The organism is Candidatus Microbacterium colombiense, assembly GCA_029203165.1.
GTDB classification, from domain to species: domain Bacteria; phylum Actinomycetota; class Actinomycetes; order Actinomycetales; family Microbacteriaceae; genus Microbacterium; species Microbacterium colombiense.
This window is the reverse complement of sequence record CP119308.1, coordinates 1907337-1928728: the sequence shown is the minus strand read 5'-3', so window position 1 is coordinate 1928728 and position 21392 is coordinate 1907337. Positions and strand designations below refer to the sequence as shown.

Sequence of the window (21392 nt, the reverse complement as noted above, 5' to 3'; positions counted from 1 at the left end):
CGATCGCTCCATGAGTCGATATGAAATTGGAACGGTTGACAGAATGCAACCGCATCCACCCTACCAGCGCACCCCACGAATCCGTTGTTCCGCTTCTGCGCGGGCGGTTCCGACATGCGCCGTCCATGCCCCGTTCACCCCAGCGTCGGTGCGCGGCGACCGGCGTCGACTGTGCTGACCCCATGCGCATGTCAGTGATCGGATGCGGGTACCTCGGTGCCGTGCACGCCGCAGCCATGGCCTCGATCGGCCACGACGTCGTCGGAATCGATGTGGACGAGCAGAAGATCGCATCGCTCTCCTCCGGCGATGCCCCCTTCTACGAGCCGCGGCTCACGGAACTGCTCCAGGAGGGGTTGCAGTCCGGTCGCCTGCGCTTCAGCGTGCACACGGCGGATGCCGCCGGTTCCGACGTGCACTTCCTCGCGGTCGGCACACCGCAGGTGCCGGGTGGCCATGCCGCCGACCTGCGCTTCGTCGACGCAGCGGTCGAGGGCCTCCTCCCCCATCTGCGCCCCGGAGACGTCGTGGCGGGGAAGTCGACGGTGCCGGTCGGGACAGCCGCGCGTATCACCGAGCGGATCGCGCCCAGCGGTGCGACCCTCGTCTGGAATCCGGAGTTCCTGCGCGAAGGCTGGGCCGTGCACGACACGCTCACTCCCGATCGGCTGGTGGTGGGCGTGCCGGAGGGTGCCGACGGTGAACGCGCCGCAGATCTGTTGCGCACGGCCTACGCGTCAGCGATCGACGCGGGCTCGCCGTTCCTCGTCACCGACCTCGCGACCGCGGAGCTCGTCAAAGGAGCGGCGAACGCCTTCCTCGCCACCAAGATCTCGTTCATCAACGCGATGGCCGAGATCGCCGAGGCATCCGGCGCCGACGTCACGATGCTCGCCGACGCGCTCGGGCACGACACCCGCATCGGTCGGCGCTATCTCGGTGCAGGGATCGGTTTCGGGGGCGGATGCCTGCCGAAGGACATCCGGGCGTTCGCCGCTCGGGCCGAGGAGTTGGGGCGCGGCGAGGCGGTCGGCTTCCTGCGCGAAGTCGACACCATCAACCTGCGCCGACGTGACCGTGCTGTCCAACTCGTCGTCGATGCACTCGGCGGCCTCGCCTTCGGTCGGCGGATCGCGGTGCTCGGCGCTGCGTTCAAGCCGTTCAGCGATGACATCCGCGACTCCCCCGCGCTCGACGTCGCCGTGCGTCTGCGCGGTCTCGGCGCCGACGTCGTGGTGACCGATCCGGCCGCGATCGACAATGCGGCGGCGCTCCATCCCCAGCTCGGATACGAGCGCGACCGCGACGACGCATTGCGCGACGCCGACGCCGTGGTGGTCGTGACGGAATGGGACGAGTACCGACGGGAACTGTCACCGCTGCACGCCGCCGGCCTCGTGCGACGGCGGGTCATCATCGACGGGCGCAACTGCCTGGACGCTGCCGCGTGGCGCGCCGCCGGGTGGGACTACCGCGGGATGGGACGCCGCTGAGCCGATGAATCCGCGCGGCGGGTCGACGCCGACCGGTCAGATCACCGGCACTCCGCGCTGGGCCGACGAGCGGCCCAGATAGACGTACTCGTCGTGCTTCGCGACGCGGCCGTCCCCTGCGGCGCGTCCGTGCAGTCGACGCCAGACCCAGGGCAGCGCGTGCCGCCTCCACCACAGCCCGGTACCGATCGGCTCGTGCTCGTGGAGCGCCGCATCGAGCGCGCCGAGCGCATCGGCGTGCGGCACCGCGAGTACCTCACCGACGCGATAGGCCAGAAAGCGATGGCCCCTGCTGCTGAGGTGCACCAGATCCTCACCCCAGTGCGGGCGGTCTCCGAGCGTGGGATGCAGGTCGGTGTCGATGAGGATCGCTCCCGTCCGCGCGGCGATCCCCGTCAACGCGCTGGCGAAGGCGGCGAACCGTGCCGTGTAGATCCCGGCGGCTCGCCGTCGGGGCAGGAAGGGCGTCACGAGCACCACATCCGCTCCGATCCCCCGCAACTGCATCACGGCGTCCTCGAGGCGCGCGGCGAGCGCGGCGATGTCCACCCGATGCTTCACCAGGTCATTGGCGCCGATCAGGACCGAGACGAGGTCAGGCCGCAGTGCGATGGCGCGCTCCAGTTGGGTCCCGCAGACATCCGACACCCGCTTCGACCGGATGGCGAGGTTGGCGTAGTGGATCCCTCCGCGTGCGGCGAGCAGAAGAGCGAGGCGATCGGCCCACCCGCGCAGGGCGCCGTCGGGGGCGGGATCACAGAGCCCCTCGGTCAGGGAGTCGCCGAGCGCGACGTAGCGACGCCAGGGAACCGCATCCACCGGCACCGTGATCTCCGGTCGCACCCCGCGGCGAGCGCGCAGCGCACCGTCCACGCGCTTCAGTGTCCTCGCCTCCGCGTAGTGCTCCAGAAGCTGATCGCACACGCTGGCCCAGGAACGCCCTTGCACGGCCTCCCACCCCGCCGTCCCGAACGCGCGCCGCTTGCGCGCGTCTCCCGCGAGATCCGTGACACGCATCCGCAGATCGTCGAGGTCGCCGGGGCGATACAGCCATCCGTCGATCCCCATGCGCACGAGATCGAGTGGCCCTCCGCGTCCGGTGGCCACGACGGGCACCCCACTGGCATGGGCCTCCTGCAGGGTCTGGCCGAACGTCTCGCTCTCGCCCGGGTGTACGAACACATCGAAGGAGGCCATCGCCGCGGCCAACGCATCGCCCTCGAGGTGCCCGAGGAACAGCGCCTGCGGGAGCATCGCCTCCAGACGCGGCCGGCTCGGACCATCACCGACGATCACCAGCCGAACCCCGGGGATGGAATGCAGAACGCTCAGATCCTCGACCTGCTTCTCCGGGGCCAGCCGTCCGACGTACCCCACGATCACATCGGCCTGCCACTGGGCTCGAAGCGCCGGATCACGACGCTCGGGATGGAACCGCTCCGCGTCGACCCCTCGCCCCCAGTGACGCAGGCGATCCACTCCGAGGTGCTCGAGCTGGCGTGCCGCCTCCGTCGACGGAGCGAGCGTGAGGGTGGCTCGCCGGTGGAGGCGGGCGATGTGGGTGTGCGCGATGCCCGTGGTCGCGGCGACCCGGTAGCGCTGGGTGTAGGCGGCGACGTCGGTCTGATAGGCGGCGACGGCCGCGACGTCGAGACGCTCCGCCGCCAGGATGCCGCGCCAGCCGAGGGCGAACGGCGAGGCGAGATGCACGACGTCCGGCTCGAACCGACGAAGCGATGCGGCAACGCGATGAGCGGGCGATGTTCCCACGCGCACGTTGCGGTACCCCGGGAGGGCCAGGCTCGGGATCGGCTCGATCGCGGCGCCGCTCACCGACGTCGGGATGCCATACGCGGCGGGTGCGACGACATGCGCGTCGTGTCCGGTGCGTTCGAGGTGGCGCAGGATCTGCAGCACGGATCCGGTCACACCGTTCATGTGCGGAAGGAAGGACTCTGTCACGATCGCGACTCTCACATCCCCAGGATGGGGGCCGCCCGACTCATCGAACGGCCGATTCGGCCCGCTGCACCAGATGTTCATCCGATGCTGGAGCGCCGGTCACCGGCTATGCGCTCGTTGGTTCCCGTTCATCAGCGCCCGTCACTGTGCAGGTGTGCCCGACGATCTCCTGACCTCACTGCTCCACGGCCCCTGGAGCCTCGCCCTGATGAGCCTCCTGGTGCTCGGGGACGCGTTCTTCGTGGTGATCCCCGGCGAGATCGCCGTCACGGCCCTCGGCGCGCTCGCCGTGTCGACCGGGTCACCGCCGCTGTGGGCCGTGGTGATGTGCGCGGCCCTCGCCGCGGCACTGGGCGACATCTGCTGTTACCTGATCGGTCGCTCCGTCGGGCTGGAGCGCTGGGGGTGGATGCGGGCGCCACGTGTGCAGCGGGCGCTGCTGTGGGCGCGCGGACGCCTGGATCGCGGAACGGCTACCGTGCTGTTCACGGCCAGATTCGTTCCGTTCGCACGGCTCGCGATCAATCTCGTCGCCGGTGCGACGCGCATCCACCCGCCTCGCTATCTCGCGCTGGTCGCGGTGGCGGCGACGGGATGGGCGGCCTATCAGGCGGCGATGGGCGCGGCAGTGGCGGCCATCCTCCCGGGAGGCCCTTGGGTGGCGGTGCCGGTGTCGGTGCTGGTCGCGATCGGCATCGGTCTGTTGATCGATCGCCTCACCCGCCGTGTACGCGGGTGAGGGCACGTCCACAGGGGTGTGCCCTAGGCTGGCGGACATGAGCACCGAAGAAGGCGCCACCTCCTCCGAGGAGATGAAGCGCAAGTTCAAGGAAGCGCTCGAGAAGAAGAACGCGCACCACCGGCAGGGCGAGGCACACCTCGACGGCGATTCCGCCGTGCATGGCGCGCCCGCTCCGCAGACGCGGCGCGAGTTCCGACGCAAGAGCGGTTGACCGCGCGGATGCGGGAGCCGTCGACCGGCTCCCGCATCCCTCACCTGTCGTACCTCGCCGCCCGGAGCAGGTCAGTTCCCCGCCGCCCGGGCCCGCGCCCGTTCCTCCTTGGCCGCCATCTCGGTGAGGGCCGAGTCCTTCAGCCCCTGCACGTCGACGGCATTCGTATCGTCCGACATCCCGTGCCCATCGACACCGTCGAGCATCGACTCCTCGAAGGGAAGCTGCCCGCCGAGCACCTGACGCGTGCGGTCACGATCGATCTGCTTCGTCCAGGTGCCGATGAGCAGTGTGGCGACCGCGTTGCCGGTGAAGTTCGTCAGTGCGCGACCCTCGGACATGAAGCGATCGATGCCCACGATCACACCGACCCCGTCGACGAGATCGGGACGATACGCCTGCAGTCCTCCGGCCAGTGTCGCAAGGCCTGCACCGGTGACCCCTGCCGCGCCCTTGCTGGCGATGATCATGAACACCAGCAGACCGATCTGCTCCCCGATCGACATGGGCTGTCCCATCCCGGTCGCGATGAACAGCGATGCCATCGTGAGGTAGATGGCCGTGCCGTCGAGGTTGAAGGAGTATCCCGTGGGCACGGTGATCCCCACGACCGGCTTGGAGACACCCAGGTGCTCCATCTTCGCGATCAGCCGCGGCAGCGCGGACTCCGACGACGAGGTGCCCACGATCAGCAGGTACTCCCGCGCCAGATACTTGATCAGGCTGAAGATGTTCACCCGCGTCACCGCCCACAGCAACGTCCCGAGGACGGCGACGATGAAGACCATGCAGGTGATGTAGAAGGCGATCATGAGGATGCCGAGGCTCCAGATCGCCGCGATACCGGTCTTGCCGACGACCGCGGCGATGGCGCCGAATGCGCCGATCGGCGCCAGCCAGAGGATCATGCCCAGGATGCGGAACACCAGCTTCTGCAGGTTCTTCACCGCGTCCATGATGGGGGCGCCCTTATCGCCGAGCCCCTGCAGCGCGAAGCCCACGAGAAGCGCGATGAAGAGCACCTGCAGCACACTCTCTCCGGTGAACGCGGAGAAGAAGGTGGTCGGGATGATGCCCAGCACGAAGTCCTGCGTGCTCTTCGCCTCCCCCGCCTCGCCGTCGTACGTCGAGCCCGCCATGTCGAGGCCCGCACCGGGGTGGATGATGTTGCCCACCACGAGGCCGATCGCGAGAGCGAAGGTCGACATGACCATGAAGTACAGCAGCGCGAGACCGCCGATCTTGCCGACCGTGGCCGCCTTCGCGATCGATCCGACGCCGACCACGATCGTGCAGAAGATGATCGGCGCGATCATCATCTTGATCAGCGCCACGAAGCCCTTGCCGAGCGCCTCGAAGCTCTGTCCCACCTCCGGCCAGATGAGCCCGACCAGTGCTCCCAGCACGACCGCGATCAGCACCGACACGTACAGCCAGGTGTGGCGGTCCCAGGCCTGCTTCCCTCGCCGCCAGTGGAACCCCGGAAGTGTGAACCCCGTCGTGATGGCCATGTCTTCTCCTTGCTCATGAACGTCGTCGTCTCATGACCGTCAGCCTCAGTGCCGGCGGTTACCCCACGGTCGCCGACTTCACACGGAGCCACCATTTGTGGTCGTATTGGTCACTACCTCGACCATCGAAGATCGGAGATGCGATGCCCCGGGCCGCCGCCGCACGCAGCACCGCATCCCGGGTGTTCCTGCTCGTCCTCGCCGCCGTCGTCGTGATCGGCGTGGCGGTGGCCGTGTTCCTTGTGGTGGAGGCGCAGCGCGCGACGCATGCGGAGGCGGAGCGGGTCACCGCCGCCACCGCTGTCACGATCGCCTCTTCGCCTGTCGTGACCTTCGCTCTCGAAGGTGCCGATCCGGAATCGGCGACGATCGCGCTGGAGCCGTATGCGATGGCTGTCGTCGACAACGCGGAGCTCGACTTCGTGACGATCATGACGGTGGACGGCGTACGCATCACCCACCCGGATGTGGACGAGATCGGCGAACGCTACCTCGGGACCATCCCCGACACCCCGCGCACGCTCACCGAGGTCTTCACGGGCACGCTCGGCCCGTCGGTGCGCACGATCGTCCCGGTGACCTCATCGGAGGGAGATCTACTCGGATGGGTCGCTGCGGGGGTGACGACGGAATCGATCGCGGACACACTGATCCGCCGCATCCCGCTCTCCCTCGGCATCACCGCCGCACTCGTGGGACTCGGCGCGCTCGGCGCCTGGGGCGCTCGTCGACTCACGCGCGGCATCACCGGCGACCTGCCGCCGGGCCAGGTGCGTGATGCCGTGTCGTCGTACGAATCGATCCGCACGTTGGGCGATGCCCTGCGGGCGCAGACGCACGAGCACGGAAACCGGATGCACACGGCCGTCGCCCTGCTCGAGCTCGGGCGCACGGCCGAGGCGATCGAGATCCTGACGGAGACCTCGCGACAGAGTCAGTCGCTCGTCGACCAGGTGACGGCGCGGCGACACGGCGACCCGACCGTGGGTGCGCTGCTGCTGGGCAAGGCATCGCAGGCGAAGGAACGGGGTGTCGACTGGCGTGCACTCATCGCGCCCGACACTCCGCGCTCGCCGCTCTCCGTCGTCGACAGCGTCTCGGTGCTGGGGAACCTCATCGACAACGCGATGGACGCCGCGTCCGAGAGCAGCACCGGTGAGAGGTGGGTCAGCGTCGCTCTGAGCCCCTCTGATGCGGGCGGCATCGTGCTCGAGGTCGCCGACAGCGGGCCGGGGGTACCGCCGGAGCTGACGGAGCGGATCTTCACGCAGGGATTCTCGACGAAGCCGACAGGGACCGACGGGCGTGGGGTGGGACTGGCGCTCGTCCGTTCGGTGGTGACGGATGCCGGCGGCACGGTCGAGGTCTTCGCGAACCCGACGCGATTCCGTGTCGTCCTGCCCCGGGCGCCCTTGCGCAGGAGCCGTCGATGATCCGCACACTGCTCGTCGACGACGACGCCCTCACTCTCGAGCTGCATCGCGACTATCTCGCGCGGATCGACGGGTTCGTCGTCGCCGGAGAATGCTCCGGTGCCCGCGCAGCCGTGACCGCCGTGCTCGAGCGACCCGGCCCCGACGCGTTCGATCTCGTGCTGCTCGACGTCACGATGCCGGACGGCTCGGGGATCGACGTGCTGCGCACTCTCCGGGCGCGCGCGACAGCGGTGGATGTGATCGCCATCACCGGGGTGCGCGAGGCGGAGACCGTTCGGCAGATGGCGGCGCTCGGTGTGTTCCAGTACCTCGTCAAGCCTTTTCCGTTCGCCGTGTTCCAGGAGCGGATGACGCAGTACCGCGAGCATCGCAGCCAGGCGACCACGACGGCGGGTCAGGCGACGCAGGCCGAGATCGATGCGCTGCTGGGACGTGCGACCGGACCGATCTCGCTCCCCAAGGGGCTCTCCGCAGGCTCGCTCGACCGTGTCACGACCGAGATCCGTGCGTCCGGTCCCCTGTCCGCCACGGAGGCGGCTGAGCATCTGGGGATGTCACGCGTCGCAGTGCGCCGCTATCTGGAGCACCTCGCCGCAGAGGGACTGGTGCATCGCGGCGCGCGCTACGGCGCCCGTGGAAGGCCGGAGACCGAGTACAGCTGGAAATATGGGTCGGAGCTCGGCGGGCGGTGACCCTCGTCAGCGCGGGAGACGCCCCTCGTGGAGCAGGCCGGAAGGATCGAGTCGCGCACGCACGGCGCGCAATCGCTCGATGTCGGCATCCGGCGCTGCGTGCTCCAGATTCTCATCCGGGCTGAGGAACGTCGGTACGGTGCGCTGCGCCTTCGCCGGGGCGAGCAACTCCCGGAAGCCGGACAGGCTCAGGTCTCCGGGCTCGCGTGGGGCATCCGGGAAGAGCGGCGCGAGAGCGTAGGCGATCCACGCTGCGCCCTCCAGGGAGGCGAACCCCTCCCGCCGCGGGGCGTCGAGTGCGCCTCCCAACATGCGGACGTCGATACCGATGATCGTCGCCTGCTCAGGTCGATCCCGATACGTGATCAACGCGTCGATCGTGGCGTCGTCGAGCTCGGCCAGCGCTACGGAGGCGCCACGGCTGGCGGTCGGTTCGGTCGGTTCTGTCGACTGCGCACTGAGGCGTGCCGGCGACGTCGCCCCGACCACCTCACGTCGCGCCGTCGCAGAGGAGCGCAGTGCACGCAGAAGGGCATCCGCATCGCCGGCGACGGACAGCGCCTGCACGGTCACGAAACTCCGGCCACGGATCTCCGGAGGCAGCTGAGGGACATCGGGCATGCGCATCGAGTTCGTGAACACGTTCAGCGTGGCTGGGGCGTGCGCCGACAGATCACGCACCGCGCGCAGGACGGTCGGGGCATCTGAGGCATCGAACACGAGGGATGTCCCCCAGAGCGTCGGCGCCGGGACGAGATCGATCTCGATCGCGGTGACGATGCCGACGATGCCACCGGCACCGCGAAGGGCCCACATGAGATCAGGCTCGCTCTCGTCGTCGACGCGCTCGTGGGTGCCGTCAGTGCGCAGCACCCAGGCGGCGCGGAGGTTGTCGGAACCGAGTCCCGCCGTGCGGCTGAACCAGGAGTGTCCCCCGCCGAGCGTGTACCCCGTCACGGAGACCACCGGACTCGTGCCCGCCGGCGCCACCCATCCCGTTCCCTCCAGCGCATCGACGACACGCCCCCAGCGCACACCGGCACCGATACGCGCCGTGCCGCTCTCGAGATCGATGTCGAGGTCGTCGAAGGCCGCCATGCGCACCAACAGAGCGCCTGTCAGACTGCCCGAGGCCCCGTGCCCACCGGGCTGCACCGACACCGGTACACCGTCGTCGGCTGCGGCCTCAAGCAGCGCACGCAGGTCGGCCACGTCTGCCGGCACGGATACCGCGACCGGATGCTGATCGATCGCCAGATTCCAGGGCCTGCGCGCCGTGTCGAACCCCTCATCTGTCGGGACGAGGAGGGATCCGGTCAGCGTGCCGCGAACATGTTCCAGTGCAGAGAAACGGGGCATGACGCCACCGTACGATGCCCCTCGGACATTGTCGATGGCGTCACGCCCCGGTGCTTACTCGCCGGCGAGACCGCCCAGCATGTGCCCGAACGACCGGCCTTCACCGAGGTAGGTCGCCGGGTCGTACGGGTCCACGACCGCCGTGCTCTCGCGCCGCGAGACGGCCTCGGCCAGCTCGCGCGCACCCTTCTCGACGCGCTTGGCCAGCGGCGCCACGTCATCGCCCGCGCCGCCCCAGTCACTGGAGGCCGCGAAGACCCCGGTCGACACCGCGTCCGCATGCAGGTAGGCGAACAACGGGCGGATCGCGTAGTCGATCGCCAACGAGTGACGGGCCGTCCCCGCATTCGCGCCGATCAACACGGGCTTCCCCGTGAGTGCATCCGGGTCGAGCACGTCGATGAACGATTTGAACAGCCCGTTGTAGCTCGTGGAGAAGATGGGCGTGACGGCGATCAGCGCGTCCGCAGAGACGACCGTGTTGATCGCGGTCTCCAGCGCGGGCGGCGCGAACCCCGTGAGCAGGTTGTTCGTGATGTCGTGCGCGTAGTCGCGCAGCTCGATCACATCGACCGTCGCGTCGATGTCGTGTGCCGCGAGCGCCTTCACCGTCTCGGCGGCGAGGCGATCGGCGAGCATCCGCGTCGACGACGGATTGGAGAGCCCGGCGGAGACGACGGCGATCCGTCGCGTGGTCATCTCAGGCCTCTTTCCGGCTGAGCCCGAAGGCGGCACCGGCGGGTGCCGGCGTGTCCTGGTACGGGGAGTCTCCTGTGAGGTTGTCCCCACGGTTCGCGCCGGGACGAGCCTGACGCGTCGGTCCGTCGCCGAACTCGGCCTTCACCCGCGCAGCGTGCGTGGGGGCATCCGGGACGGCGACCGGACGGTTGTTCGCCAGCTCCTTGCGGAGCACGGGCACGACCTCGGAGCCCAGGATGTCGAGCTGCTCGAGCACGGTCTTCAGCGGAAGACCCGCGTGATCGATCAGGAACAGCTGGCGCTGGTAGTCGCCGTAGTAGTCGCGCATCGCGGCATAGCGGTCGATCACCTGCTGCGGCGAACCGACGGTGAGCGGAGTCATCTCGGTGAAGTCCTCCATGCTCGGACCGTGACCGTACACCGGGGCGTTGTCGAAATACGGACGGAACTGATCCACCGCGTCCTGCGACTTCGCCGCCATGAAGACCTGGCCGCCGAGACCGACGATGGCCTGCTCGGGTGTGCCGTGACCGTAGTGGGCGTAGCGCTGACGGTACAACTCGATCAGACGCTGGTAGTGCTCCTTGGGCCAGAAGATGTTGTTGGCGAAGAAGCCGTCGCCGTAATACGCGGCCTGCTCGGCGATCTCCGGGGTGCGGATCGATCCGTGCCACACGAACGGCGCGACGCCGTCGAGCGGCCGGGGCGTCGAGGTGAAGCCCTGCAGGGGGGTGCGGAACTTGCCCTCCCAGTCGACCACGTCCTCACGCCACAGCTTGTGCAGCAGCGCGTAGTTCTCGATCGCGAGCGGAAGACCCTGGCGGATGTCCTGGCCGAACCAGGGATAGACCGGGCCGGTGTTGCCGCGGCCGAGCATCAGGTCCATGCGGCCATCGGACACGTGCTGGAGCATCGCGTACTCCTCGGCGATGCGCACCGGATCGTTCGTGGTGATCAGCGTCGTGGACGTCGAGACGATCAGGCGCTCGGTCTGAGCAGCGAGCGCCGCGAGGAACGTCGTGGGGCTGGACGACCAGAACGGAGGGTTGTGGTGCTCGCCGATCGCGAACACGTCGAGGCCGACCTCTTCGCTGTGCGTGGCGATCGCGAGGGTCGCTTTGATCCGCTCCTGCTCACTGGGCGTGACTCCCGTGGTGGGATCGCGGGTGATGTCGCTGACCGACATGATGCCGAACTGCATCGCCTGCGCGCCTGACTGCTCGCTCATGATTGCTCCGTCTTCTCCGAATCGGACGTCGTGCATCCGTTTCTATTCATTTGAATGTATATGAGTCAACGCGACACGAGCAACTTTATTCCCCGAGTAGCCTCGAAGGATGAACAGCGCCGGCGCGGACATCGCAGGACCCTCGACCGGTGCGGTCGCCAGACCTCGACGACGCGTTCCGTTCTGGGACAACGCGCGCTACCTGTGCATCGTGCTGGTCGTGCTCGGACACGCGATCCAACGCCTGATCTACGACTCCGACATCGCGTTCGCGTTCTACCTGACGCTCTACGCCTTCCACATGCCGGCGTTCGCGATCATCTCGGGCTACTTCTCCAAGTCCGGCTCGCCGACCAAGACCCAGATGGCCCGCGTGATCACCGACATCCTCGTCCCCTATGTGATCTTCGAACTCCTCTGGACGCTCACGAAATGGCTGGTCGAGGGTCAGGCGAACCCGAACATCACCAAACCGTCGTGGACCCTGTGGTTCCTGCTCGCCCTGGGCATCTTCCGGCTCGTGCTGCCGTACCTGGCGCTGCTGCGCTGGCCGCTCGTCTGGACGGTCGCGATCTCGATCGGCGTCGGGTACCTCCCGAACGTCGACAGCACCTTCTCGCTCTCACGCACCCTCGGACTCCTGCCCTTCTTCGCCCTCGGCTGGTGGATCCGGGAGCACGACATCGTGGCCCGCCTCCGACTCCTGGACTTCCGCCCCTGGTGGGTTCGCGCGGCTGCGATCGCCGTGATCGGAGCGACCGGATGGGCTGCGTGGAACTGGCTCCCTGTGTGGCAGGCGGTGGATCTGCGCCACTGGCTCTTCTACGAGGACTCCTATGCGGACCTCGGCGGCGAGCAGTGGTGGGCCGGTGGCGTGCGCCTCGCGCTGATGCTGCTCGCGGTGCTCCTGAGCGTCTCCTTCTTCGCGCTGATCCCCCGGGGAACGCACTGGTGGACGACATTCGGCCAGTACACGATGTACGTCTTCCTGCTGCACTCCTTCGTGCTCTACCCGTTCCGTGAGACCGGGATCCTCCGCGACCTGGAGCCGACGTGGATCTGGCTCCCCCTGGTCACGATCCTGTCGGTGGTCGTCGCGTTGGCCCTGGCGACCAAGCCCGTTCGCCGCGTGTTCCGGCCGCTGGTCGAGCCCCGTCCGAAGTGGCTGTTCGTCGACCCCGCATTGGCGTCGCGGGAAGGACGTCGCAACGATCCCACCGGGTCGCGTCGGCCGCGTCAGCCCTGAGCAGGACCGGCCGCGTCACCCGGTAGCGTGGAGCCGTGACCCGTGCGCAGACAGTCCGCGACCTCATCGTGCAGCAGACGGAGACCTCCGGTTTCGGCATGCGGGGTCTGCACGTGCTCATCGGCGATGACGTGGCCGAGCACCGGTGGATGGACGACCTGCCTGTCGACATCCAATCCGTCTCCAAGGGCGTGTGCGTGCTCGCCGTCGGCATGGCGGCGGACGAGGGGGTGATCGATGTCGACGCGCCGATCGCGGATCATTTGCCCGGCGTCGACCTCGGAGCCGGCGTCGACGAGGTGACCCTGCGCCACCTGCTGACCATGACCAGCGGAATCGACCTCCCGTGGTCGGAGACCATGATGACCGACTGGCCCGACCTCGCGACCGAGTTCCTCCGACGACCCTCGCAGGGGCGGGTGTTCCAATACTCGAACGCCAGCACCTACACGGCGATGCGCGTGCTCTCGACCGCCGTGGGCGATGTGGCGGAGTACCTCGGACCACGGCTCTTCGCCCCTCTGGGGATCGAGCGCGTCGAGTGGGAACGGTGCCCGAACGGACGGATCATCGCCGGTGGCGGACTGCACCTGCGGACGGAGGAGATGGCGCGCATCGGTCGCCTCATCCGCGACCGTGGTCGGTGGGGGAACCGCGCGCTGATCTCTCCCGAGTGGATCGATGCGATGCACACCGACTGGGTCGTGGCCGGCGACAGTCCGTCATACGACCGCTACGCCCTCGCGGGGTGGGGCGGCCCCGGGCAGGCGTGGCGTCTGCACGGCGCCTACGGGCAGTTGGTCATCTTCTCCGGCGACGCCGTCGTCACCTTCACCGCCGACGACCACTTCGGGGCGGACGCGATGGCGGAGTTCGTCGTGGGGAGGTTGGAAGCCTGAGCTGTGCGGAGACCGGCCGTCAGGCGAAGAGCTCGGCGCCCACGTAGGACCCCGCCCTCGCACCCCGAGGGATCGCCCAGATACCCGAGCCGACATGGCGGATGTACTCGTTCATGAGGTCGGTCGACAGGCGGCGCTGCAGGGTGATGAACTGCGCCGGATCGCGCTGGTAGGAGAGGAAGAAGAGACCGGCGTCCAGACGACCGAGGTCGTTGTTGCCGTCGACGTAGTTGTACCCGCGGCGGAGGATGCGGATGCCGTCGTTCTGCTCCGGGTGCGCGAGACGAACATGGCTGTTCACGTCGATCGACCCGCCGCCGAAGTTCGGCGCGGTGAACTCATCGCCTCCCGACAAAGGAGCGCCCTGCCCCTTGTCCCGACCGATGATCGCGTCCTGCTCCGACAGACGCACGCGATCCCACGTCTCGATCAGCATCGCGATCTTGCGGGCGACGAGGTAGGAACCCCCGGCGAGCCACGCCGGCTCATCGCCGTCAGCCACCCACACATGCTCTTCGAGTGCCGCGGTGTCATCGGCGAGGATGTTGGCAGTGCCGTCCTTGAACCCGAACAGGTTGCGCGGGGTCGCCGCTGTCGCCGTCGTGCGAGAGGTCTTGCCGAAACCCAGCTGCGACCACCGCAGGCGAGCGCGACCGAAGGCGATCCGGCTGAGATTGCGGATCGCGTGCACCGCGACCTGGGGATCGTCCGCACAGGCCTGGATGCAGAGGTCACCCTGCGACGCCTGAGGGTCGAGGTCGTCGCCGAGGAACGCCGGGAGCCGTTCGAGCCCCTTCGGACGTCGGGCGGCGATGCCGTAGCGGTCGCCGTCATCGTTCTGGAACAGCCCGGGGCCGAATCCGATCGTGATCGTCAGCCCGGCGGCCGGCAGTCCGAGCGCCTCACCCGTGTCCTCCGGCGGCTGCTCGGCCGGGCCACCGACAGCGCCCGTTGCGCTGACCTCGAGGCCCTGGGTCATGCGCGATGCGGCATACGACCAATCCTGCAGCAGCGAGATCAGATCATCCCGGCCGGAACGCGGCATCATGTCGAACGACGCGAAGTGCAGGTGATCCTGCACCGCCGTCGTGATCCCTGCCTGGTGCGAGCCGAAGAAGTCGTAGGGCGCGGCGGCCGCACCACCCGACTCCGCGCGGCCCATCGCGATACCTCCCGCGAGGCCCGCCCCCGCGCCGACGGCGAGTCCCGCGACTCCCCCACCGATTGCGAGACCGAGCAGACCTCGTCTACTCAGCCCCCGAGGAGCGGATGCCGCGTTCTGCTCGGCGTTCGACGTGTCGCCGCCCGCGGCATCCGTTCCTCGTTCATTCACGTGGGTGATCGTATCCGTTCCGGGGCTCAGTCCAGAACCGTGCCGGTGAGCTGCGACAGCGGCTCGGCCAGTGCGTTGATCAGATCGGTGAACTCCCGCTTGTTCGCATCGGTGAGCTCGGAGTATCCGACGAAGCCGTCGGCCAGCGAACCGTGCGCGGCGAGCGAGGCTTCGAGCGCGGCGTACCCGTCTTCGATCTCCGCGACGAGAGCTGCACCGTCGTCGCCCTGTGCGGCCGCGAAGTCCTGCACGAGCGAGAAGGCCATCTTGGATCCCTCGACGTTGGCGGCGAAGTCGTAGAGGTCGGTTCCCGACCACCAGTCCTCTTCACCGGAGATCTTGCCGGTCGCGACCTCGTCGAGCAGAGCGATCGCGCCGTTCGAGATGCCACCGATGCCCTGGTCGTCGAGAGCGGTCGTGAAGTCGTCCGAATGCACGTAGTCGTACAGCTCCTGCACGTCGGCGAGCAGCAGGTCGCCGAAGTCGGCGCGCTCGTCGGGAGTCGACGGCGCCCAGTCCTGCCACGCCGGCGTCTCGCCGTCGGCGTTCAGCGCATCCTTCGCCGGCACCCACAGATCCTTCTCGATGCGGTGGAATCCGGTCCAGTCCAGGCCCTCGGCGACGGCGTCCACCTCGCGGTAGTCGATGCGCGGGTCGAGGTCGCCGAGCGCCTCGGCGACGGGCTCGATGCGCTCGTAGTACGCACGCGTCTGCGGGAAGAGCTCCTTCGCGGCCGCGTCATCGCCCGACTCGTATGCCGCGACGAGATCCTCGACCGCGGGGACGAGCTGTCCGACCTGGTCCTTGACGAACGCCGCGTAGAGGTCGACCGCCTGCTGCTTCTGCTCGGCATCGGGTCCGTCGACCGTCACGCGGTCACCGGTGACCGTGAACGACGCCTTGCCGACGCCTTCACCGAGCATGCCCGGCTTGCACAGGGTGAAGTACTCCCCGGGCTGCGCCACCACGGTCAAGGTGCGCGAGGCCGCGGGGGCGATGTTCTCGACCTCGCCGACGATGCGCAGACCGTCTTCGGCCAGCAGGTAGAACTCCGACACCTGATCGGTGTTGTTCGTGACCGCGAAGGTGAGCGTGCCGCTCGCGGCCGTCGAGTCGGAGACGGCGCACGTCGGAATCGGTGGAGGAGACGTCGAAGGCGCCTGCCGCGTCGACGTCGCTCTTCGCGACGCAACCGCTCAGGACGAGCGCTGCCGCCCCGGTGGCCGCAAGCGCACCGAGGATGCGATGGGAGATGGTCATGCTGCTCCTTGCTGTGTGAGAGAGGTCGTCGTGTCGTCACTCGGGTCCGCATCAGGCTGCGGCGGGCGAGGACGGCGCGAACGGAGTCCGCGGATGTAGAGCGATCCGACGATGGCGATGTACAGAACCCAGCCGACGACCTGCAACCAGGTCATCGCCGGCATGAAGCCGATGGTCGCCTGCAGGATCGCGGCCAGCGGTCCACTCGGGGCGATGGCGGCCGAGACGTCGAAGGCCCAGCCGAACGGGAAGCCCGCCCAACCGATAGCGACGGCACCCGAGATCGGGATCGAGCGTGGCGGCGGCGGTGAACGGCCCCGGCAGCGCTCCGGCCTCCTGCAGATCCATGAAGGCGTAGGCCAGCACGCCGGCGGCGACGATCACGAGGAACCCGCCGGTCCAGGCGAAGAAGCGACGCAGGTCGAGCGTCACCGCTCCGCGTGAGATCAGCCAGCCGATCACGACGGCGGCCACGAGGCCGAGGAGCGTGCCCAGCAGAGCGGACGGCGCATCGCCGAACGACTGCACCATCGACCACAGCAGAAGCGTCGTCTCGATGCCCTCGCGGGCCACGGACACGAAGCCGATCGCGATGAGGGCCCAGAGTCCGCCCTCGGTGAGCGCGCGGTCGATGCCGCCCTCGAGCGTCGACTTCATCGTTCGCCCCGCGCGCTGCATCCAGAAGATCATCCAGGTGACCATCGCCACCGCGAGCAGCGAGAGCAGACCGCCGATGAGCTCCTGCGCTTCGGTCGTCAATGAGTATGCGCCGAAGGTGAGGATGGCGCCGATGCCGAGCGCGAGGACGATGGCGAGAGCGATGCCGGTCCACAGACGCGGAAGCGCATCCGATCGACCGAGCCTGCGGAGGTAGGCGACGAGGATGCCGACGACGAGTGCGGCTTCAAGGCCTTCGCGGAGGCCGATCAGGAAAGTGGCGAGCACGGGACGGGAACTCTCTGACGAAAACTGAGGTAAGGCAGCCCTTACCAACGAGACTCTAGCACCGCACGGACGAAATCCGATCACCGGTCCTCCCCCGTCGCCGAGACGGCAGCCGGAAGTAACGCGACGCAACACTCCGCCACGCTCCGAGCAAGCGGATCTACTCTCGGGTCATGGCTGAACTCTCGCTCCCCATCCTCGACCTCTCCCAGCTGGACGACGGGCCCGAGGCCGCCGCCCGATTCCGCGACGACCTGCGAGCCGCGACGCATGACGTCGGGTTCTTCTACCTCACCGGCACCGGCATCTCCGCCGAGCTCGAAGCCCGTCTGCACCAGGCCGCTCTCGACTTCTTCGCGCTGCCCGATGCCGACAAGCTCGCGATCGAGAACGTGAACAGCCCGCACTTCCGCGGGTACACCCGTGTCGGTGGCGAACGTACGCAGGGCAAGGTCGACTGGCGTGAGCAGATCGACATCGGCCCCGAGCGCGAGGCGATCGACGGAGGCCCCGCCTTCAACCGTCTGGTCGGCCCGAACCTCTGGCCCGCGGCTCAGCCCGAGTTGCAGGACGTCGTCGCCGAGTGGCACGCGACGCTCTCGGAGGTCGCCCGCAAGCTCCTCCGCGCCTGGGCGCAGACCCTGGGTGCCGACGAGACATACTTCGACGAGCACTTCGGTGAGCCGTCGACGCTGATCAAGATCGTCCGCTACCCCGGCACGCACGAACCCGAGCCCCAGCAGGGGGTCGGCGCCCACAAGGACTCGGGCGTGCTCACCCTCCTCTGGGTGGAGCCGGGCAAGGGCGGACTCCAGGTCGAGCGCGACGGCGCGTGGGTCGATGCTCCCCCGGTGTCCGGCGCGTTCGTCGTGAACATCGGCGAGCTCCTCGAGTACGCCACCGGCGGCTACCTCAAGGCGACGAACCACCGCGTCGTGTCGCCGCAGGCACCGAACGAGCGCATCTCGATCCCGTTCTTCTTCAACCCGGCCCTCGACAAGCGCCTCCCGCTGATCGAGCTCCCCGAAGAGCTGGCGGCTGCGGCCAACGGCGTCACCGATGATCCCAGCAACCCGATCCACGCCCTCTACGGCGAGAACGCGCTCAAGTCGCGTCTGCGCGCGCACCCCGACGTCGCCGCCATCCACCACGCGGACCTCGTCGGCGCTTCGGCGTGACGGTCGAGGCGCTCGACTCCCCGTCGAGCGCCTCCGATCGCGCAACGGTTCAGGTCTCGCGCTCCGCCGCCCACGAGAGCTGGCCTCCCCCGAGTTCGACGATCTCCCGCAACGCTCGCAGATGCCCGGAGAAGGCGCGCTGGCCGGCGTCGGTGGAGCGGATCCAGGTGCGCGGTCGCGTGCCGACGTATGCCTTCCGCGTCGAGACGTAGCCGGCATCCTGAAGGTGCGCGATGCCCTTGCTCACCACGGAATCACTCGCCTGGAGCACGCCGGCGAGGCTCGCGAAGTCGAGCTCGACGCCGTCACCCAACGAAGCGAGGATCGAGAACCTCACCGGGGTGGAGAAGTTGTCGTCGAGACGGGTCCGAGGATGAGCGCCCCGCTCCGCCCCGGTGTCAGCCATGGTCGTCGGCACGTCGCCCGAGGAGCGATGCCGCCAGGGTGAGAACCAGGAGTACGCCGGCGACAGCCGCCGCCATCGCGAACGAGATCTGCACGCCGCTCGACTGCAGGAGCACTGTCCCGGTCACCCCGACGACACCCGCGAAGAACATCAGGTACTGCGGCCAGCGCCACACCTCACCGAGATGCGCGAGGCCCCACTCCGAGGCGGCGCCGATGCTGGCGATGAGGATCGCGGCTCCGGCGACGATGGCGAACAGCGAGACCAGCAGCGGATCTGCGATGCTTCGCATCACGACGATCCCACTGAGCAGCACACCGAGCGCCAGCGTCGTTCCCCGAGCCGGCCATGCGAACGGCGGCCTGGATCGACGTGGCGGATGAATCATGCCCCGCGCCGCGCGGAGTTGGACGACACCGACCGCGATGAAGAGCACGGCGCCGACGAGCACCGGGAGCAGCGTCAGCGGGATCGGCACGCTCTCCTGCTTGATGATCGCGAGCAGGAAGGATGCGACAGCGGACGCGCAGACGAGGCCGAGGGCGACGCCGTGGAGCACTCGGCCCTTGGTCGGATGTCTCAGTGCCCCGCCGCGCTCCGAGACACCGGAGGAGATCTGGGATGTGGCGATCATGATGAAGACGAGCAGGCTGACAGCCGATGAGTCGCCCGCGCGCAGCACCACGACCGAGGAGGCGACGAAACCGAGGACCAGCACGCCGGTCACGATCGTGACCCAGCCCTGCGGACGCGTGTCCACCTGTGCATTTCGCCGTTCTCGCACCGCCTCCGCCTCATCGAGGTAGCGACGCGCCACGTCGGGCGTTGGCGGTTCGAGCGGCGCTGCGCCCCGCATCGGCTGCTGATCCATGTCGACCCCTCTCTTTCCAGAAGGAAAGTTATTACTTTCCTAACGGAAAGTCGGGAAGTGGTCAACCCCGTGCAACGAACGAAGGCCGCCCCACACCTGGGACGGCCTTCTCAAGAATGTTCTGCGCGATTGAACGCAGGGTCGCTTATCGGCGAAGCCCGAGACGCTCGATCAGCGCGCGGTAACGCGCGATGTCGACGTCCTGGAGGTAGCCGAGCAGACGACGGCGCTGACCCACGAGCAGGAACAGGCCACGACGCGAGTGGTGGTCGTGCTTGTGTTCCTTGAGGTGCTCGGTGAGGTCCTTGATGCGCTGCGTCAGCATTGCGACCTGCACCTCGGGGGATCCGGTGTCACCGGGGTGCGTCGCGTACTCTTCGATGATCGCCTTCTTGACGTCTGCTTCCAGTGCCATAGATTCGATCCCCTTTCAGCTTGTTGCGCGGCGCCCGACGCCTGATGCGTGGGCTCTCTTTATCCGCGGCCGATCAAACGGCAACCTGAAGAGTCTATCAGTCATCCACATCCGTCACGACCGTGTGAAGCCGGACCCGTGGCCCTGCCTCTCGGATACTCTCGAATGGTGCGACACAGCGAGACGACGGAATGAGTGCGGGGCGCGGACACCTCATCGATCTGAGCCCTCTCACGGCGAGTCCGGCGTTCGCGCGGATGTGGATCGGTTCCACGCTCTCCGGAATCGGCGGCCAACTCACACTGGTCACGGTCATGTTGCACGTGTTCGCGCTGACCGGCAGCACGTTCGCCGTCTCGATGATCGCCGTGGCCGGACTCATCCCCATGGTCCTCGCCGGCCTGTACGGCGGCATGCTCGCCGACGCCTTCGACCGGCGGCGGGTCGCTCTCATCGCCGCCACGATCACCTTCGCGTCCACCGCCATGCTCGCGGCCCTCACATGGGCGGGCGGCGAGACGATCTGGTGGCTGTACGTGCTCAGCATGATCAACTCCGCCGCGAACTCCGTCGGGATGGCGACGCGCACCGCGATCGTGCCGCGTCTCATCCCCCGCGACAAGCTCGCCGCGGCGTCCGCCCTCAACGGCGTCGCCTTCGGACTCACGGTGATGGCCGGCCCCGCCCTGGCCGGACTCCTCGTCGCCCTCACGGGCTACGGCTGGACCTACACGATCGACGTCGTCCTCATGCTGTCGATGTTCCTGGGACTGTGGACACTGCCCGCACTGCGCCCCGAAGGTGACGTCGTCCGCCCCGGACTCGCCTCCCTGGTCGACGGGTGGAGATTCCTCCGTCGTGCGGGCAACATCCGGATGCAGTACATCGTCGACATCATCGCCATGACGTTCGGACAGCCGTTGGTGCTCTTCCCTGCACTGGGCACGGTGCTCCTGGGCGGCGGAGCGCTGACGACGGGACTGCTCACAGCGGCGGTGGCCGTCGGCACCTTCGCCTCCAGCCTGTTCTCCGGTCGTGTCGTGCAGTACCGCTGGCACGGCCGAGGCATCGAGCGTGCCGTCGAGGCGTACGGCGCGGCGATCCTCGTGTTCGGCCTGGTGCTCGTCATCGCGACCGGCTCCTCCACGGCCACCGAGACGGCGCCGAACATCCTCCTCATCGTGATCGCGTGCATCGCGCTCGCATTCTCGGGCGCCGCAGACAACGTCAGCTCGATCTACCGCAACACGATGATGCAGGCCGCCGTACCCGACAGCATGCGCGGCCGCTTGCAGGGCGTGTTCATCGTCGTGGTGGCCGGAGGCCCTCGCGTCGGAGCCCTGTATGCCGGCACGCTGGCGTCGCTCACTGCACTGTGGGTGCCGCCGCTGCTCGGTGGATTCCTGGTGATCGCACTGGTCGCCATCCTGGCGCGACGCAGTCCCCGATTCCGCGGCTACGACGCAGAGAACCCCGAGCCCTGAGGGCCCGGGGTTCTCGAATCGC

General features: G+C 68.3%; 19 protein-coding genes and 1 pseudogene. 9 read left to right on the top strand and 11 right to left on the bottom strand.

What is annotated here, in order from left to right:
* Window positions 1-182 precede the first annotated feature (182 nt).
* Window positions 183-1493, top strand: a complete 1311-nt coding sequence (locus P0Y60_09245; GenBank protein ID WEK59576.1) for a UDP-glucose/GDP-mannose dehydrogenase family protein — start codon at window positions 183-185, stop codon at window positions 1491-1493.
* Between the two features lie 36 nt (window positions 1494-1529).
* On the opposite strand, the gene P0Y60_09240 is transcribed toward P0Y60_09245, so the two are convergent.
* On the bottom strand, window positions 1530-3455 hold the full coding sequence (locus P0Y60_09240; GenBank protein ID WEK59575.1) for a GDSL-type esterase/lipase family protein: 1926 nt from the start codon (window positions 3453-3455) through the stop codon (window positions 1530-1532).
* 154 nt (window positions 3456-3609) lie between these two features.
* Between P0Y60_09240 and P0Y60_09235 the strand changes: the two genes are divergently transcribed.
* Both P0Y60_09235 and P0Y60_09230 read left to right on the top strand, forming a co-directional pair.
* Window positions 3610-4194: a VTT domain-containing protein gene (locus tag P0Y60_09235; protein ID WEK59574.1), complete on the top strand. Its 585-nt coding sequence runs from the start codon at window positions 3610-3612 to the stop codon at window positions 4192-4194.
* A 37-nt stretch (window positions 4195-4231) separates the two neighbouring features.
* Complete coding sequence (locus tag P0Y60_09230; GenBank protein ID WEK59573.1) at window positions 4232-4408, top strand: DUF5302 domain-containing protein; 177 nt, start codon at window positions 4232-4234, stop codon at window positions 4406-4408.
* A 71-nt stretch (window positions 4409-4479) separates the two neighbouring features.
* Here P0Y60_09230 and P0Y60_09225 read toward each other — a convergent pair whose 3' ends face one another.
* Window positions 4480-5919: a cation:dicarboxylase symporter family transporter gene (locus P0Y60_09225; protein WEK59572.1), complete on the bottom strand. Its 1440-nt coding sequence runs from the start codon at window positions 5917-5919 to the stop codon at window positions 4480-4482.
* A 143-nt stretch (window positions 5920-6062) separates the two neighbouring features.
* Between P0Y60_09225 and P0Y60_09220 the strand changes: the two genes are divergently transcribed.
* Entirely contained in the window at window positions 6063-7352 is a 1290-nt protein-coding gene (locus P0Y60_09220; GenBank protein WEK59571.1) for an ATP-binding protein, read from the top strand.
* Complete coding sequence (locus P0Y60_09215; protein ID WEK59570.1) at window positions 7349-8047, top strand: response regulator; 699 nt, start codon at window positions 7349-7351, stop codon at window positions 8045-8047. Before P0Y60_09220 ends, P0Y60_09215 begins: the two co-directional genes overlap by 4 nt.
* A 6-nt stretch (window positions 8048-8053) precedes the next feature.
* Here P0Y60_09215 and P0Y60_09210 read toward each other — a convergent pair whose 3' ends face one another.
* Genes P0Y60_09210 through P0Y60_09200 form a run of 3 tightly spaced genes read right to left on the bottom strand, consistent with a single transcriptional unit; the run spans window position 8054 to window position 11333 of the window.
* A complete protein-coding gene (locus P0Y60_09210; protein WEK59569.1) occupies window positions 8054-9406 on the bottom strand; it encodes an FAD-binding oxidoreductase in 1353 nt (450 codons plus the stop codon).
* Between the two features lie 54 nt (window positions 9407-9460).
* A complete protein-coding gene (locus tag P0Y60_09205; protein ID WEK59568.1) occupies window positions 9461-10105 on the bottom strand; it encodes an FMN reductase in 645 nt (214 codons plus the stop codon).
* 1 nt (window position 10106) lies between these two features.
* Window positions 10107-11333, bottom strand: coding sequence for an LLM class flavin-dependent oxidoreductase (locus P0Y60_09200; protein ID WEK59567.1), 1227 nt, complete (start codon window positions 11331-11333; stop codon window positions 10107-10109).
* 109 nt (window positions 11334-11442) lie between these two features.
* On the opposite strand from P0Y60_09200, the gene P0Y60_09195 reads away from it, so the two are divergent.
* Together P0Y60_09195 and P0Y60_09190 are read left to right on the top strand one after the other, a co-directional pair.
* Window positions 11443-12579 (top strand): acyltransferase family protein, encoded by a 1137-nt coding sequence (locus P0Y60_09195; protein ID WEK59566.1) that lies wholly within the window; start codon window positions 11443-11445, stop codon window positions 12577-12579.
* 35 nt (window positions 12580-12614) lie between these two features.
* The gene (locus P0Y60_09190; GenBank protein WEK59565.1) at window positions 12615-13478 is read left to right on the top strand and encodes a serine hydrolase; all 864 of its coding nucleotides are present in this window, start codon (window positions 12615-12617) and stop codon (window positions 13476-13478) included.
* Window positions 13479-13497: 19 nt separating this feature from the next.
* Here the strand turns inward: P0Y60_09190 and efeB are convergent, their stop codons facing one another.
* From efeB to P0Y60_09175, 3 genes and pseudogenes are all read right to left on the bottom strand, one after another.
* Window positions 13498-14811, bottom strand: coding sequence for an iron uptake transporter deferrochelatase/peroxidase subunit (gene efeB / locus P0Y60_09185; protein WEK59564.1), 1314 nt, complete (start codon window positions 14809-14811; stop codon window positions 13498-13500).
* A gap of 26 nt (window positions 14812-14837) precedes the next feature.
* Window positions 14838-16071, bottom strand: a pseudogene (locus tag P0Y60_09180) (EfeM/EfeO family lipoprotein).
* Between the two features lie 51 nt (window positions 16072-16122).
* Window positions 16123-17016: an FTR1 family protein gene (locus P0Y60_09175; GenBank protein ID WEK59563.1), complete on the bottom strand. Its 894-nt coding sequence runs from the start codon at window positions 17014-17016 to the stop codon at window positions 16123-16125.
* Between the two features lie 173 nt (window positions 17017-17189).
* Here P0Y60_09175 and P0Y60_09170 point away from each other — a divergent pair, with 173 nt between their 5' ends.
* Window positions 17190-18194: a 2-oxoglutarate and iron-dependent oxygenase domain-containing protein gene (locus P0Y60_09170; GenBank protein WEK59562.1), complete on the top strand. Its 1005-nt coding sequence runs from the start codon at window positions 17190-17192 to the stop codon at window positions 18192-18194.
* Between the two features lie 49 nt (window positions 18195-18243).
* On the opposite strand, the gene P0Y60_09165 is transcribed toward P0Y60_09170, so the two are convergent.
* From P0Y60_09165 to rpsO, 3 genes are all read right to left on the bottom strand, one after another.
* Window positions 18244-18600 (bottom strand): transcriptional regulator, encoded by a 357-nt coding sequence (locus tag P0Y60_09165; protein ID WEK59561.1) that lies wholly within the window; start codon window positions 18598-18600, stop codon window positions 18244-18246.
* On the bottom strand, window positions 18593-19471 hold the full coding sequence (locus P0Y60_09160) for a hypothetical protein (protein WEK59560.1): 879 nt from the start codon (window positions 19469-19471) through the stop codon (window positions 18593-18595). Before P0Y60_09160 ends, P0Y60_09165 begins: the two co-directional genes overlap by 8 nt.
* Before the next feature lie 145 nt (window positions 19472-19616).
* On the bottom strand, window positions 19617-19886 hold the full coding sequence (rpsO, locus tag P0Y60_09155) for a 30S ribosomal protein S15 (protein ID WEK59559.1): 270 nt from the start codon (window positions 19884-19886) through the stop codon (window positions 19617-19619).
* Between the two features lie 191 nt (window positions 19887-20077).
* Between rpsO and P0Y60_09150 the strand changes: the two genes are divergently transcribed.
* Window positions 20078-21370 carry an MFS transporter gene (locus P0Y60_09150; protein ID WEK59558.1) on the top strand — a complete coding sequence of 431 codons (1293 nt, stop codon included), beginning with the start codon at window positions 20078-20080 and terminating at the stop codon, window positions 21368-21370.
* The last annotated feature ends 22 nt before the right edge of the window (window positions 21371-21392 follow it).

Bases quoted from the DNA above. Each gene is read 5' to 3' on its own strand.
- P0Y60_09160 (WEK59560.1), bottom strand. From the start codon at position 19,471: ATGGATCAGCAGCCGATGCGGGGCGCAGCGCCGCTCGAACCGCCAACG.
- P0Y60_09220 (WEK59571.1), top strand. From the start codon at position 6,063: ATGCCCCGGGCCGCCGCCGCACGCAGCACCGCATCCCGGGTGTTCCTG.
- P0Y60_09205 (WEK59568.1), bottom strand. From the start codon at position 10,105: ATGACCACGCGACGGATCGCCGTCGTCTCCGCCGGGCTCTCCAATCCG.
- P0Y60_09215 (WEK59570.1), top strand. From the start codon at position 7,349: ATGATCCGCACACTGCTCGTCGACGACGACGCCCTCACTCTCGAGCTG.
- P0Y60_09200 (WEK59567.1), bottom strand. From the start codon at position 11,333: ATGAGCGAGCAGTCAGGCGCGCAGGCGATGCAGTTCGGCATCATGTCG.
- P0Y60_09245 (WEK59576.1), top strand. From the start codon at position 183: ATGCGCATGTCAGTGATCGGATGCGGGTACCTCGGTGCCGTGCACGCC.
- rpsO (WEK59559.1), bottom strand. From the start codon at position 19,886: ATGGCACTGGAAGCAGACGTCAAGAAGGCGATCATCGAAGAGTACGCG.
- P0Y60_09230 (WEK59573.1), top strand. From the start codon at position 4,232: ATGAGCACCGAAGAAGGCGCCACCTCCTCCGAGGAGATGAAGCGCAAG.
- P0Y60_09170 (WEK59562.1), top strand. From the start codon at position 17,190: ATGGCTGAACTCTCGCTCCCCATCCTCGACCTCTCCCAGCTGGACGAC.
- P0Y60_09210 (WEK59569.1), bottom strand. From the start codon at position 9,406: ATGCCCCGTTTCTCTGCACTGGAACATGTTCGCGGCACGCTGACCGGA.
- P0Y60_09150 (WEK59558.1), top strand. From the start codon at position 20,078: ATGAGTGCGGGGCGCGGACACCTCATCGATCTGAGCCCTCTCACGGCG.
- P0Y60_09225 (WEK59572.1), bottom strand. From the start codon at position 5,919: ATGGCCATCACGACGGGGTTCACACTTCCGGGGTTCCACTGGCGGCGA.
- P0Y60_09195 (WEK59566.1), top strand. From the start codon at position 11,443: ATGAACAGCGCCGGCGCGGACATCGCAGGACCCTCGACCGGTGCGGTC.
- P0Y60_09165 (WEK59561.1), bottom strand. From the start codon at position 18,600: ATGGCTGACACCGGGGCGGAGCGGGGCGCTCATCCTCGGACCCGTCTC.